The sequence below is a fragment of the Fusibacter ferrireducens genome, from assembly GCF_015352425.1.
GTDB lineage: Bacteria > Bacillota > Clostridia > Peptostreptococcales > Acidaminobacteraceae > Fusibacter_A > Fusibacter_A ferrireducens.
In genome coordinates, this window is record NZ_JADKNH010000013.1 from 55158 (window position 1) to 69797 (window position 14640).

At 31.1% G+C, this 14640-nt stretch carries 10 protein-coding genes; all 10 read right to left on the minus strand.

The window, feature by feature from the left end; all coding sequences use genetic code 11:
* Positions 1-528 precede the first annotated feature (528 nt).
* On the minus strand, positions 529-1719 hold the full coding sequence (locus ISU02_RS18745; protein ID WP_194703383.1) for a hypothetical protein: 1191 nt from the start codon (positions 1717-1719) through the stop codon (positions 529-531).
* Positions 1720-1791: 72 nt separating this feature from the next.
* Positions 1792-2916, minus strand: coding sequence for a capsular polysaccharide biosynthesis protein CapF (locus tag ISU02_RS18750; RefSeq protein WP_194703384.1), 1125 nt, complete (start codon positions 2914-2916; stop codon positions 1792-1794).
* The gene (locus ISU02_RS18755; RefSeq protein ID WP_194703385.1) at positions 2916-3938 is read right to left on the minus strand and encodes a polysaccharide biosynthesis protein; all 1023 of its coding nucleotides are present in this window, start codon (positions 3936-3938) and stop codon (positions 2916-2918) included. Before ISU02_RS18755 ends, ISU02_RS18750 begins: the two co-directional genes overlap by 1 nt.
* Complete coding sequence (locus ISU02_RS18760; RefSeq protein WP_194703386.1) at positions 3931-5151, minus strand: glycosyltransferase family 4 protein; 1221 nt, start codon at positions 5149-5151, stop codon at positions 3931-3933. The genes ISU02_RS18755 and ISU02_RS18760 overlap by 8 nt, the downstream gene beginning before the upstream one ends.
* A gap of 27 nt (positions 5152-5178) precedes the next feature.
* Positions 5179-6075, minus strand: a complete 897-nt coding sequence (locus tag ISU02_RS18765) for an NAD-dependent epimerase/dehydratase family protein (protein ID WP_194703387.1) — start codon at positions 6073-6075, stop codon at positions 5179-5181.
* 10 nt (positions 6076-6085) lie between these two features.
* Positions 6086-6706, minus strand: a complete 621-nt coding sequence (locus tag ISU02_RS18770) for a sugar transferase (protein ID WP_194703388.1) — start codon at positions 6704-6706, stop codon at positions 6086-6088.
* A 1332-nt stretch (positions 6707-8038) separates the two neighbouring features.
* The gene (locus tag ISU02_RS18775; RefSeq protein WP_194703389.1) at positions 8039-8605 is read right to left on the minus strand and encodes a winged helix-turn-helix transcriptional regulator; all 567 of its coding nucleotides are present in this window, start codon (positions 8603-8605) and stop codon (positions 8039-8041) included.
* A 1139-nt stretch (positions 8606-9744) separates the two neighbouring features.
* The gene (locus tag ISU02_RS18780) at positions 9745-11985 is read right to left on the minus strand and encodes an O-antigen ligase family protein (protein WP_194703390.1); all 2241 of its coding nucleotides are present in this window, start codon (positions 11983-11985) and stop codon (positions 9745-9747) included.
* Positions 11986-12053: 68 nt separating this feature from the next.
* Positions 12054-13106 carry a GumC family protein gene (locus ISU02_RS18785; protein WP_194703391.1) on the minus strand — a complete coding sequence of 351 codons (1053 nt, stop codon included), beginning with the start codon at positions 13104-13106 and terminating at the stop codon, positions 12054-12056.
* A gap of 127 nt (positions 13107-13233) precedes the next feature.
* Positions 13234-14637: an undecaprenyl-phosphate glucose phosphotransferase gene (locus ISU02_RS18790; RefSeq protein ID WP_194703392.1), complete on the minus strand. Its 1404-nt coding sequence runs from the start codon at positions 14635-14637 to the stop codon at positions 13234-13236.
* Positions 14638-14640: the final 3 nt, after the last annotated feature.

Genomic DNA, 14640 nt, shown 5'->3' on the forward strand with positions numbered 1-14640 from the left:
AATAATTCTCAAAACTGTTCTAAATAGCACTATTCTCATGCTTCTAGAATTAAAAATTCTTGTAAAAAAAAAATTCTAATGTAGATATTCTACTAAGATATAGTACATCATACTTATTCTATTATGATGCACCAACATATCGATACTTGATTATCCTACCGAATTGAAGATTCAAATTTCTAGAAGATCGATCTCCATTAAGTTTTCTTAAAGTTTATTAGAAAGATTTATTTGCATCTCTTTTTTTACGGATACATTGGAAAGAAAAACACCTAAATTGATTTTTTTTTAGTTTGTTTCTTCCAACTCTCAATTTTCTCGCTTCTAATTTTGAAATGCTTTGCAAATCAGTTTATTCAATCTTGTAGAAATATATTTCAAGAAGATAAATTCCCCCACTATAAATTTGTATTGATGTACTCAACTTACAATAAGTCATTCATACTCAATAGCATATTGTAAGTATCAGTTAGATCCATTATCTTTAATAATACACTTTTAGACAGATAAATTGTAGAAAAAACATCACTATTGATTCTTATCAATTCCGTTAATCTCTATAATAATTGCTTCTTGTGTTTTTCCTTCATGATAAACGACAGGTATTCTATGCTTCTCATAATCATATGCTAGTGTTGATCTGTATGAAACTGCAAATTTTACAATTGGATAGAAATCTTTTTCTTTTATTATTACAATATTATCCTTTTCTAGATTTGAATAAAATTTTATAGGATACGACGGATGCGGTTTTATGAATATTGTATATTCTTTTAATTCTTTTGATATTTTATTGATAATTGATTTTTCGTGTTCAGAATCAAACGGCCCCCCTATAAATAGAATAGACTTCGATATCCCTGTATCCAATAATTTCAAGCAGTTGTTTACTATTTTATAAATAGTTTTTTTATTCGTGTTATCATGATAATTTGTTTTGAATATCTCTATAGATTCTGCATCTAAACAATAACATTCTTCAACATTTTTTAGTTTGTTTGGTATTAATATTTCTTTATCAATTATACCATGTTGAATTTGTTTTTTACTACTTTTACCATGGATACTATCATACATTATAGCCCATCTATCATAATGATTAATAAACCAAATACAACTTGGTTCTATCTTTTCAAGAACTCTATAAAGTAAAAACCAATTAAAAGAATCATATGTTTGCAATGTAATTGATTGATTGATACTTGCAAACTTTTTTTTGTGCGTCTTTCTAATATTCAAGGATCTTCGCAATGCCCAAATTATATCGTTATTTTCTAAAATATCAAATATAGAGATAGTTTTTGCTATGTTATTACCATGGGGAATTTTTACCCACGGAACAGAAAGATAAAGTACTGAATGATCGCCTTTTAATCTTTCAAAGATACTATATGCTCTATTATTCCCTAAAACAAAAATTTCCTCATGTTTTAGTACCTTCTTATTTTGATTCAGAACACTTCTTACAAAGGTTTTAGTAAAATTAATCATTGTCACTATCAAATGAATAGCCCACCACAATTTTATTATTACCTTTAGTATATGAGGAACCATTCTATTATTTTTAATATAATTTCTTGCTTTTAGATACCTTGCTATAACATACCCATTCATATCAACATCATCTTTTATCATTGCATGATTGTCTAATTTAAATTCATTTTCAATTCCTAAATAATAAATCTTAATAGCGTCATTAATAGCATCAGCATTTTTCATATACTTTCCTCTCTCCAGATAACAGACAATTGATAATATTACTATTCTAATTTTTTCTGAATTCAACAAGTTTTAAGCCTCTTTAGAATTAACTTCTGAATAATATGTGTCTGTACGTTCGGGATCGAAACACTCATTTGCCCACATTATAGTCACCATATCTGAATTTCCTAAATTTTCAATATTGTGTATGTAGCCTGCAGGAATATCTACAACCTCCAGCTTATTACAATCCACATAGTATTCTATAATTTTTTTAGTATGAACTTTCTTAAACCGAATGACACCTTTGCCGCTTACAACTAAAAATTTTTCATTTTTTGTATGATGCCAGTGATTTCCCTTTGTAATTCCTGGTTTTGAAACATTAACTGACACTTGTCCTCTATCTGGTGTTTTGAGAAACTCTGTAAAAGATCCTCTTTGATCTATATTCATTTTTAACTCATAATTAAATTTATCTTCAGGTAAATAGCTAAGATATGTGCTGTAAAGATTTTTTGTAAAAGCGTCTGACATATTAGGCACTGTTCTATCTTCTCTACTTTTCTTAAATGAGTAAATTAGATCTGTTATCTCACCCAGAGTAACTGTGTACCTAATAGGTACTTCGCAAAAATCTCCAACTCTATTTTCTTTTCCTTCTAAAGCACAAATAAGTTCATCTACTACATCATCTATATAAACAAGACTCATTATTACACTTGAATCATTCACTTTAATAGGCAAATTGTGAGCTATATTATGACAAAATGTAGCTACAACACTATTGTAGTTAGGTCTACACCATTTACCAAACACATTAGCAAATCTATAAACCAAGATTTTCGCATCGGTTTCCTCACCATAATCTAATAATAATTTTTCTCCTGCCTTTTTACTTTTCCCATATGGGTTATCTAGCTCAGCTTGAATAGATGATGAAATCATTACAGGGCAAGTATTATTGTATTTTTTTAGAGTATTTAATAGCTCTGAGGTAAAGGTAAAGTTCCCTTCCATAAACTCTGATTGTTCTTTTGGACGATTTACCCCAGCAAGATGAAATACAAAGTCAGCTTTTTTGCAATAGTAGTCTAGTAAATTAGGGTCTGTTTCTTTATCAAACTCAAAAATATTATCATACTTTCTATTTCTTAGCTCTGCTATTAAATTTTTTCCCACAAATCCTGTAGCCCCAGTAACCAATATTTTCATTATTTGGCCTCCCAGTTTTGTATTTCTTCTCTAATTTCATTCAAAGACAATAATCTTTCTTTTATCTCCCCTACAGTTAATATTTTAGTATTATTTGAGTTATACTCATCAGTCAAAGTAATCTTTGGAGATCCTTGCTCCAAGTATTTCTCATAATTCAAGTCTCTATTATCTGCTGGGATTCTATAAAAATCTCCTCTATCAATAGCTTTTGCTGCCTCTTCTTTGGTTAATAATACTTCATATTTTTTCTCACCATGTCTCGTTCCAATGACTTTTACATCATTATCAACTTTAAAAAGTTCTTTGAGTGCTTGAGCTAAATCTCCAATGTAGCATGACGGTGATTTTTGAACCATAATATCACCAGTTTCAGCATTTTCAAAAGCATATAAAACCAAATCTACAGCATCATCTAAACTCATAATAAATCTTGTCATTTTTGGATCAGTAACTGTAATTGGTTGTCCAGTTTTAATTTGTTCAATAAATAGTGGGATAACTGATCCCCTTGAAGCCATAACATTACCATATCTAGTGCCACATATCAGGGTTCTCTCCGATGATACCGTTCTTGATTTCGCTATGAAAGTCTTTTCCATTAACGCTTTAGAAATCCCCATAGCATTTACTGGATAAGCAGCTTTATCTGTTGATAAACAAATTACTTTTCTTACACCGGCTTCGATAGAAGCTGTTAGTACATTATCAGTTCCAATAATATTTGTTTTTACGGCTTCTATTGGGAAAAATTCACACGATGGAACTTGCTTTAAAGCTGCTGCATGAAAAATAAAATCAACATTGTGCATAGCATTTCTTATACTTGATATATCTCTTACATCACCAATATAATACTTTATCTTATCATTTTGATAATTTCTTCTCATATCATCTTGTTTTTTTTCATCTCTAGAAAAAATCCTAATTTCTTTAATGTCCGTATTTAAAAATTTTTCTAAAACTACATTCCCGAACGAACCTGTTCCTCCTGTTATTAACAAAGTCTTATTTTTAAACATTCTTAGTCTCCTTTATCAATTCATAAAATAAATCAATGAATTTTCGAGTATTTTTTGAGCTTGAGTAATGCTCATTCCCAAATTTTTGAGCACTATCAGCCATTTTTTTTAGTTTTTCTGGATTATTGTACAAATCCAAAATTGCTTTGGTCAAAGCTTTGTGATCATCATTAGATACAGATATGCCAACATTATTTTCTTTAAACATTCTAAAATATTCCGAGTCCTTTTCCACTACATTTATAATAACTCTCCTACAGGCCATTAATAGTGGTGCTTTACTAGGGACCCCATTGCCAATTACGCCTTTATTTAAAGGTATTACACAAACAGAACATGCACTGTACACATCCGGAACTATTTCTATAGGTTGGAGTGGGTAAAACTCTATATTATTAAGATTTCTTCTTTTAGCTTCCTCAACAAACTTTTCTTTAACATTTCCATCACCTATTATTTGAAATATTACATCTTTATAATCTATTAAACCTTCCGCAGCTTCAAGTATAGCTTTATAATTAAACACATATCCAATTGTCCCTGCAAATTGAACTACAAACTTATCTGTTGATATTTTATACTTTTTAATAAACCTATTTTCATCATCGTTAATTTCTTTAACAGCTCTATCATCATACCAAGCGGGAATAACCCTCACTTTAGAAAGATTTACGCCTTGATCACCAACTTTTTTCTTCATATCCTCAGACAACACAGTTATTACAGTACTCAATTTATAAGAGATTTTTTGTATTAATTGTAATATTTCATATAAAACTTTACTTTTCATTACACCAATGTCATACGCGTGTCCAGGAAATACGTCGTATATATTGTAAATAATAGGCTTTTTACTAAATACTTTGAGAAGCATAAGCTGATATACAACAGTTGGACAGGATTGTAAAAATATCACATTTACATTTTTGACTTTTCTCCAGTATTTAAAACTCTGAAAAGCATATTTCATTTCATCAATGTATCTATTAATAAATCTGGACTTATCAATGACTTTCCGATTTATTATATCACAAGAAAAACCCTGTTTATCTTTTATCAACTCAGGTATATCAGGGTTTATCTTTGTTCGCCTGCTTTGTACTAAATGAACTTCAAAACCTTCTTCTAAGAAATCATTGATCATAGTCATTGCCATCTGATTGTTGGGCCCTGGGGTATCGAACCCCTCTGTTGTAATAAATAGAATTTTCATGTTTCAAACTCCTTCAACTATATATCCTTATTTCTTTTTTTCCAAAAACTGTTTTACTTCAATTCCAATCCCTTCTTTAAACTCAATTGGTATGTAACCGAAATCTTTCCGTGCTAATTCATGGCTAAAGCTTCTGTCCTCAGCCATTCTTTGAACCTTTTCTACAAAATCAATTTTACCCAAACTAGCTACTTTTAAAATATATGCCAGTGCTACTCCCACCATAACCGGAACATTTATAAAGCAAGTTTTTTTATTGAGGTGTAAACTAATTAGCTTAAATGCCTCTTTCATACTTATTGGTTTTTCACCAGAAATAATGTATTCTTTTTGGGAAGCCCTTGATAAATTCTTTAAAACGAGAAAGTAAGCACGTCCTAAGCTTCTTGCATTGACTGGCTGAATTAAACCTGTACCTCCATTTATCACTGGAAATAATCTTAATCTATCGACCATTTTTATAAATTTACTCATATTTAAATCACACAAATCACCATATATCATCGTAGGTCTCAAAATAATTATATTAAGCTTATGATCACTTTTTTCAGTTAATAATTTTATCTCATCTTCGATATTTTGATAGAGTTCCGAAGCAGATTTGTACTTTGAATATATTCCGGTAGTATGTACTAACACCACATTTTTTACCTTATTAAAATTAGCTGCAGTAACTACATTTACGCTGTTTTGGATCCCTGCAATATGCATAATCGTTTCAACATTTTTAATACACTTATTCATAAATTCTTGATCGTTTAAATCTCCATAGATCTTCTCGATATTTAATCCGCAATTATCAAGCATATAAGTGTCTGATGTTTCCCTCACGATACATCGAACTGCTCCTTCATATTTATGATCCATAAGTTCTTGTAAGAAATATCTACCTGTATGTCCCGTAATCCCTGTCACTAATAACATCTGTTCACTCCTACTCTCTCAATGACTCTTTATCGGCCTTTTCCGTACCAGTCCCACCTTCAACAACACCTTCGGTCCTCAGCACACTTATCACTGTCCCCCAAAAGCATCTTACATCCATTCGAAAACCAATCTTCTCCGTGTACTCTCCATCTAACTTGGCTTTAATTTCTATTGACAGTTCATCTCTGCCATTTATCTGCGCCCATCCAGTAAGACCGACTGGTACATCATTAGCATTGTACTTGTCTCTTTCTTCAATAAGATCATACTGGTTCCAAAGAGCTGGGCGAGGACCGATGATGCTCATCTCACCTCTAAAGATATTAATAATTTGAGGTAACTCATCTAAGCTCGACCGTCTTAAGAACTTACCAACCTTTGTAATCCACTGATCTGGATTCTCTAAAAGATGTGTTGGCGTGTCTTTTGGCGTATCAATTCGCATGGTACGAAACTTAAATATATTAAAATGACTCTTATGAATTCCTACTCTCTTCTGTTTGAAAAAGACTGGACCTTTCGAATCTATTTTAATTGCAACAATAAGAATTAAAAACACAGGAGATAATAAGATCAGTCCTACTGTTGAAAGTATTATATCTATTAATCTTTTAATTTTTAAGTACATTTCAGCCGTGCCTCCTTCATATCTAACAGATAGTCAGTTTTCAGTTGGTCAGAAAAAATTAAACATCTATCTTTTAATCATCCCTCCAAGCAACCTACTAACTTCATCTATGCTCATGTGATTTCTTTCAAACTAAGAATTTGTTAGTAGTATTAATATATAATTAAATTTGTGTTTTCTTTGTTGGTAAAGTAGTCAGTATTTGAATGGTGAAGAAAATAATTCAAGGTAAATTCTTCAAAATAATGTCTTAACTGACTTTTCATTTCCACCGAGCCAACTGACGTTCAAACAGTTGGATATCCTTCCATCATATTCACATTGAACTTAGTTGAAGATAATAAATAAGATTTATGCAATATATCATATACTTCCAATTTATTCATCCGCGGTATTCTTATTAAACTTTTTAAATTAACAAACATTTTAAACTAGTAGGGCACCCTTTACAGTTGAATTGAAACCCTATTGAATTTGATAGAATTAATCCTACCCTTTTTCAAGTTTCCTCTGTATATTTTTACACGCTTTATGAAATCTCTCTATACTTTTGCTAATTAGTCTTTGGTGACTAGATTGTAACTCAGCAATTCCAAATATACAGTAACTATTTTATTCAGCATCTCACCCTAATCATCATTTAAATATGGAACCTACCTATTACCAATACTCAAATAAACAATTTCTGTGGCTGTATAACCATAAGCTACATACGTGCCTTTTATTTTATACTATTTTGAAAAAAATGAACTCAGAAGCTCTTGAATATAGTTGTTCCTTCTGATTTCTTAAAAAAGTCATCATTCATAGCAAATCCGCTTTTGAGATGTTTTTCAAACTCCTAATTACTTAAATATAAAACTGAGTACATTAAGCGACTTTACCCGATAATTAACCTCGATGATATCATCGAGGTTATAACAATCGTAATGATAGGTTTCACCATCAGCTGCAGAAGTTTCAAAATTTGCAACCCTTGAATGACGATTAAATTCACCTTTAATAAAGATAATATTTTTATATCAAGAGATTGTAGACTTATCACGCTGAATCAATTCTACCATTTGATCTATTGAAAGCTCTATGGTATTTTTTCAATTCTAGTTAAACTATTTTACGTCTGATACAGGATTGTTCTTGAGTTCACCACTTAGTCCCATTCTTTAACTTCAATCTATAAACCAAGTAAGTTATTTCAAAAATACCACCTCATCAAAATTTTCGAATATTTGTTCTTATATCTACGACGTTACATATGAATTTAGTTTCACGCCATTTTTACCCAACATCTCGTGTTCAAATATACACTTTACTTTAAAATCCACCTTTTCTCTACAATTTCTCAATCAAATCAACCATCTTTAATCCTTTAATGCCCTTATATTCATTTAAAACTTCTTCCTGTTTAGACATATGAACCAAAACCGGTAAATCAAAACCTTTTATATCAAGTTTTTCATTTTTAACAATTAATTGAATCTTTGATTTAACAGGAATTTTATCTATTTCATCCAATGCGATCCCCATTATCTCACCCATTTCATCATCATCCAATAACACAAAAATTACATCATGTTCTTGATTTAATTCAGCAATAATCGATTTAATCTTTTCTTTAGTTTCATAAATAGTTCGGTAATGAACTTTTAAATAAGTTACTGTTTTTTTTGTCTTTTCCATCATACCTATAGGTGTCAACATATAAAATACTTGTTTTTGAGAAACCTGAGTCATTTTAATAAGACCATCTCTAATCATTTTATTGATTAGTGTATTCACTGTGCTTACAGAAATACCAAGCTTTTTAGAAAGGGCGCGTTGAGTAACATTTTCGTTATCTATTATTTCTGACATGATGGTATATTCCTTATCTACAAAAATGCTTTTAATATCTGTCACTTCTATCTCCCCTTTTGATTAACCAATAATCAAAATTTTAACGATTTATAATACAGTTCGAAAAACGAACACCATAGACATTTTAACAAGTTTACATGTTTTTGTCAAGATGAAATATGTGCTCGTTCGCTGCTATCATACAAAATCTACCGCAATCAATACTTTTATTCAAAGTCTTAAAAAATAACATTGCACTATTTGATTATGTGACAGGATTTATGTTTTAATAGAGAGTTCAATTTTTTACAGTTTTGAGGACACAACTAACAAACCGTTTATATTACAATAGCTACCTTACCCTACAAATGGTATGATTCAGATCCGACGTTCATTAGAAAAAAATCATCTATTGATAATATATAGCGTTTCAACTCTAAACTAATCTTATTTAAAATATTCAGTACAGATCGATTCATTACACCATTATCTATTCTTACTCAACTATGACCTTTTCTGAAAACCACATCTAGTATCCAATGACAATTTTCTAGACTTTCTTTTATTGACACTGCACACCTTATCATAACAATACTTGATATTTTTTTCAATTCTCTTTTCCCAAGCACTATTCTATGTCACTTGTATGAAAATACTCTCTTTGTCAATCTTCCATAACATTTTTATATAGCTGTTTCTCTACTGCTTAGGCATCTCTAAAATTTGATTTAATCACATACTAAAATAATATTTTACTTTTCCATTGAAATTTCCTTGATTTCCTTTTGATGAAAGCATATAACTGACTTTTCTTTATAACTTTCAAATCCAACAGGTCTAGGATTGCTGTAAACTCATCACTCTTTTCTTCTTATTGTGTAGCTAGCTTACTCATACAGTTCAAAAAGGATATATCAAAAGATTTACTATCCAAACTTTCAAATATATGTTCATACGTACAATGAGAAGGTACACCATTTTCAAATAGAATTTTAAATATTCTTCTTGCTTATACTATTTTTTAGTTTCAGTTAAAATGAGTAAACATTTTCCGCGTGATTACAATGTCTATCTTGAGCATACAAGCAATACCATCTTTAACAATCTAATTCTAATTTTAAAATCTCTTTTTATCCTTTTTACGCTTGAAAAACAATTTTCTTTTTTAGACCTTATATATAAAGTCTGAAAATTTGATACGCTCATTTATGTTTTAAAGATTGTAGGTTAATATCATTAAATCCAAGTTCTACATATATCTCATCAGAAAATTTGTTTTTCAAATAAATTCCTTTACTCTCTTTAACACAATAGATTTTAAACCGCAATTCATATTGCACATCTTTTGGAATATCATAGGTAAAATATACCACTTGATGTTCATGAATCGTGTCAAAAACACTTGATGTTTCACTCTTAAAATATCTCACCCCAGAAGACATCTCAGCACGTGTCAAAACACTGAGATCATCTGGAACACCACAACATAAAAAAATAGTTTTATAAGGCAACTCTTTAAGCGTCGTGATTTTATATTTAACGCGATCATACGTTTCATAAGATTCAAGGTTTATAAAACTTAAATTGAAGAAATCATCTATATTAGTATCCCTCAACTCATCTATCGATGTGTATGCTTTCATTTTTTTGTTCATCACAAGGAATTTGAAAGGTGTATTGAGGAGTTCCTTTTTCAGCAACAAATTATTTTGATCTAAAGCAACTACTTCATGGTTTATCTTCAACGAAACAGGTTTCACTCTAAATTTATTCAATTGAGGATTGATCTTTTTAATTATAAGTACCACATCTGAATAATTCGTTGTTTTCTTAAAGATAATTTTTTCATTTCCATTCACAGGCGTATATAAAATTCTGTCTAAAATGACAATTTCACCCGTTATCAACCGTTCTTGTAACTGCATCTCCACTCCGTGCTGATCGAAGCCATTTTGAGCAATGATAATTTGATAATTAAGTTCAAACTCTGTATTCTTGTCAAAATCTTTTAGTGGTAACTCATAGATAAAAGAATCTTCTATCCACTCTGTATTTAAATTTATATATAAAGAATTTCTTGATAAATAAGTCGCCACTATTAGAGTCATTGCTATTAAAACAATCTTTTTATTGCTATTTCTTTTTATTTCAAGCCTGTTTTTAACAAACAGTTCTTGCTGATCATAACATCCATACAATACAACATACAAAATCAATCCCATCAAAAACCATAAAACACGCTGATTTTCAACATTTAGAATAGAGCCTTGTACACCCACTATAATTAAAATTGAACAAAAGATAGAACCCCATAAGTGCAGTGAACTTTTATTTTGATTTTTCTTAAAGGTTCGAACACTATACACTAGAATGACACCGATAGGAATAAAAAATAGAATTAAACCTAAAATTCCAGTTTCAGCAAAGAGCCCCACATAAGTGTTATGAGGAATATTATCGATATACTTGAAATTAAGCTTTTCAAAATAAGGCAATGAGTTCAATCTATAGTTGCCTCTCCCCACACCCAATAGAGGATGATCAAGCGCCATCTGCCACGCTGTTTTACAGAGCGCTTCACGAGTGCCCAATCCACTCTCAAAATTTACAAAACTATAGTAGAGCTTTGAAATAAAGGTATTCTGAGAAATGAAATGATCTAAAGTAAATGCTACTAAAATCATACCCCAGATCGCTAACAAAAGTTCTTTCCCATAACCATATAATTTTCTAAAATGAAGAACACCAAAACAAATATAAGCCAAAACAATGGCAATTAATCCTCCACGAGAATCCGTAAGTAGTATTAAAAAAGAAGAGATTATGCCCATAAATAAATATAAATTTCTTAGAAGCTTCTTTTTTTCATTCGTTGAAAAACCAAAAAATAAAAAAGTATTAAGCCCCAAAAAAGTAGCGGCGTGATTTGGATCTGTATAAGTACCCATAAAAAAGGATCGATATCGCACATCTACCAAAGGGGCTAATGTCGGCATTTGTGCCATCAAAGCAAATGCAATCCCAATTGCAACGAATAAAACTGAATTTACAAACCAAACCTTCCTAAAAATGCTTTTTTCTATTATTTTTAAAGTATTAAATCCCACATAAAAATAAGCAACACTAATGATCGTTTTTGTCACTTCACCCAAAAGGTTCTTCATAGAGCCTGCCACAATTTCAGGCATTAAAATTGCGTGGATTCCAGTGACCATCAACCATAAAATCAAAAGCACTGCCCATTGCCATATAAAGAAGATATTCTTAAACTTTTCAGTCTTCACTCTAAGGATCAATAGCACGCCCAATAAAGGCAATATAAAATCTGATAGCGCAATATTAAAAGGCGTTGATCCAATATGAATGACCTTCGTCATATTCAGCGTCAAAATAAATATGATAACTATAATCTTGCCTATATGATCTACCTTTTTAACTTTCATAAGTTATACCTTCCATCATCAATAAACCAAAAATGAGCCTAACGGATCACCCGTTAAGCTCTAAATAATTAATTTTTTGCCCAATAAGACTTAAATAATCCTAGAAAGACACCCAATATCACACCTAAGACAACGCCTATAGCTAAATTCAACGCCTTTTTAGGCGAAATTGCCCTCTCCGGTTCATAAGCCCTAGAAATAATAGAGATATTTTGTGATAACACATCCATACGTCCGTTTAATATCTTTTCTGGTGTATTTTCTGAAATCGCTTGATTAATAAGGCTTCTTTCTGTCAAAAGTTCTTCATAAAAGTTTTTCTTTTGTGATAAAGCTTCTTTTGTGTTAATTAAATCTGATTCTTTCTCTAGATATTGGCTTTCAAGCGAAAAATAGTTTCCATTGACATATTCTTCAGTCATTACATGCTCAGAGAGTGATGCCAAGTCCAAATTGAGTTGATCCGCATAAGCTGCTGCTGATTTTGGATCCGCAAAAAGCGCTTTTTGAAGGGTATAGATAGGTTTAACAGTATCCATTAAAACCTTTGTTTCTTTTAAAATGGATTCTTGTTGTTTGATAGCCTGTTCTAAATTATCGATACTCACTTCATAAGAAGTAATAAAATTTTCAAGTGCATTTTTTTTATAAGTGATTCTTATACTGTTCAAATATTGATTGATCAAATCATCATTTATACTTTTAGCCAGTTTGGGTTCATCAGTACTTATGATGACACTAAAAAGATTTGTTTCATCTTTAGGATCAAAATTTACAGAAATCATTTTTTTAAAACCAGCTCTCGTAATGTCCATTTGGTTTAGTCTGATCACCTTATCTACTACATCATTACTATAAATATACTGAATATAGTCATTGATATTCTCAGAGGGAAATGTATAGGTGCCGAATCTTGTCAAAACATCTTTTGGTGTCTCAATCATTAATTCACTGGTTGCTTCATAGACAGGTGTTGCAACGAAGAACGTATACACTGCTGAAATTAAAACAACCACCACCGTTATAAAACTTATGAGCTTACGTTCATCCCAAATCGACTGTATAAGTTCTTTTAAACTGATCTCATCATTTTCATAAGATGTATTATTAGACTCTTGCATTTTTATATGACCTCCATTGATTTCATCCAATCTATATTTTATCACAAACGCTTTCACATAAATATATTATCATATTTTTGACACCAAATTTTAATATTTTACTTTTCGTATAACTTTTCATATTTCATCAATAAGCATTCTTGTTTATAAAGCCTTTAAAAAAAGTCAACAGCACCACCTTAACATCTAAACTCATCGTCCAATTCTCTATATAATAGAGATCAAACTCAATGCGTTTCTCTATGGAAGTATCGCCACGCCAACCATTGACCTGCGCCCAACCGGTGATGCCCGGTCTCACTTGATGTTTGATCATATATTTTGGAATCTTTTCTTTAAATTGATCCACAAAGTAAGGTCTCTCAGGCCGAGGTCCCACCACACTCATGTCCCCTTTGAGCACATTAAAAAACTGTGGCAATTCGTCGATACTCGTCTTTCTCATGAAATTACCCCACTTGGTTTTACGAGGATCATTTTCCGTGGTCCATTTGACTTTTTCCTGAGATGGCGTTTCCACATGCATGGATCTAAATTTATACATTTCAAAGTTTTTTCGATTTAAACCTACACGTTCTTGCTTAAAGATAATAGGGCCTGGTGATGTCAATTTGATGATCAGTGCGCTTAGAAGCATTATAGGTGAAAACAGTACAATGGCAATGCTTGAAATTAAAATGTCCACAAGTCTTTTCGCGATGGCTTTAAAGAGATTATCCAGCGGTACATGCCTTGTGTCTATAATAGGCATCCCCTCTAAATCATCCATATAAGGCCTTGCTGGGATGTATTGATAATAGTAGGGAATTATATTCGTCTTGGCCCCATGCTTCTCACACAGAAAAATGATCGTTCCTAAACGATCATAGGCGTCACCTGCAAGTGCAATCGTAACTACATCTATAGGTTCACTTTCTAATAAAGTCTCCAGTTCATCAATTTTTCCTTTAATTTCACACTCTTTTGGTAATTCTCTTCTCTTAATGGTCACATCATCTAAGATTCCTATGATCTTATAACCAAAAGCAGGATTCTTTTCGACATTCTTTATAAATTGTTTCCCAATATCATTAAAGCCTATCAAAAGGCACTTTTTAAGGTTATAGCCCCTTTTTCTGTAATTTTGAACGAGTGATATAATCATCGCTCTTGAAAAAAAGGTGAAAATGATATTTAAAAAATAAAACGTCATTAATACAAGCCTAGAAAAATCCACTATTTTGAATACAAATAAAATAAGAACCAAGGTTACAATCCCATAGGTATTTACTTTGATAACACCCTTCAGCTCATCAAAAATTCTATAAGATCTCACTTGATACAGCCCTAAAAAATTATATAAAATCAAATAGATAGGTACTGAAGCAAGTAATGGCACAAAAGCTTCGGCCAATGTAATCGCTAAAATACCTTCTGAAAAAAAAGTCGTGTAAAATCTTATGTAATGTGCCAGTGAGAAGGTGATGCACATCACGACTATATCAATCACTATTTGTAATTGATTTAATGTTTTTTGGTTTTCTTTAAACATTGC

Bases quoted from the DNA above. Each gene is read 5' to 3' on its own strand.
- ISU02_RS18745 (WP_194703383.1), bottom strand. From the start codon at position 1,719: ATGAAAAATGCTGATGCTATTAATGACGCTATTAAGATTTATTATTTA.
- ISU02_RS18750 (WP_194703384.1), bottom strand. From the start codon at position 2,916: ATGAAAATATTGGTTACTGGGGCTACAGGATTTGTGGGAAAAAATTTA.
- ISU02_RS18755 (WP_194703385.1), bottom strand. From the start codon at position 3,938: ATGTTTAAAAATAAGACTTTGTTAATAACAGGAGGAACAGGTTCGTTC.
- ISU02_RS18760 (WP_194703386.1), bottom strand. From the start codon at position 5,151: ATGAAAATTCTATTTATTACAACAGAGGGGTTCGATACCCCAGGGCCC.
- ISU02_RS18765 (WP_194703387.1), bottom strand. From the start codon at position 6,075: ATGTTATTAGTGACAGGGATTACGGGACATACAGGTAGATATTTCTTA.
- ISU02_RS18770 (WP_194703388.1), bottom strand. From the start codon at position 6,706: ATGTACTTAAAAATTAAAAGATTAATAGATATAATACTTTCAACAGTA.
- ISU02_RS18780 (WP_194703390.1), bottom strand. From the start codon at position 11,985: ATGAAAGTTAAAAAGGTAGATCATATAGGCAAGATTATAGTTATCATA.
- ISU02_RS18785 (WP_194703391.1), bottom strand. From the start codon at position 13,106: ATGCAAGAGTCTAATAATACATCTTATGAAAATGATGAGATCAGTTTA.
- ISU02_RS18790 (WP_194703392.1), bottom strand. From the start codon at position 14,637: ATGTTTAAAGAAAACCAAAAAACATTAAATCAATTACAAATAGTGATT.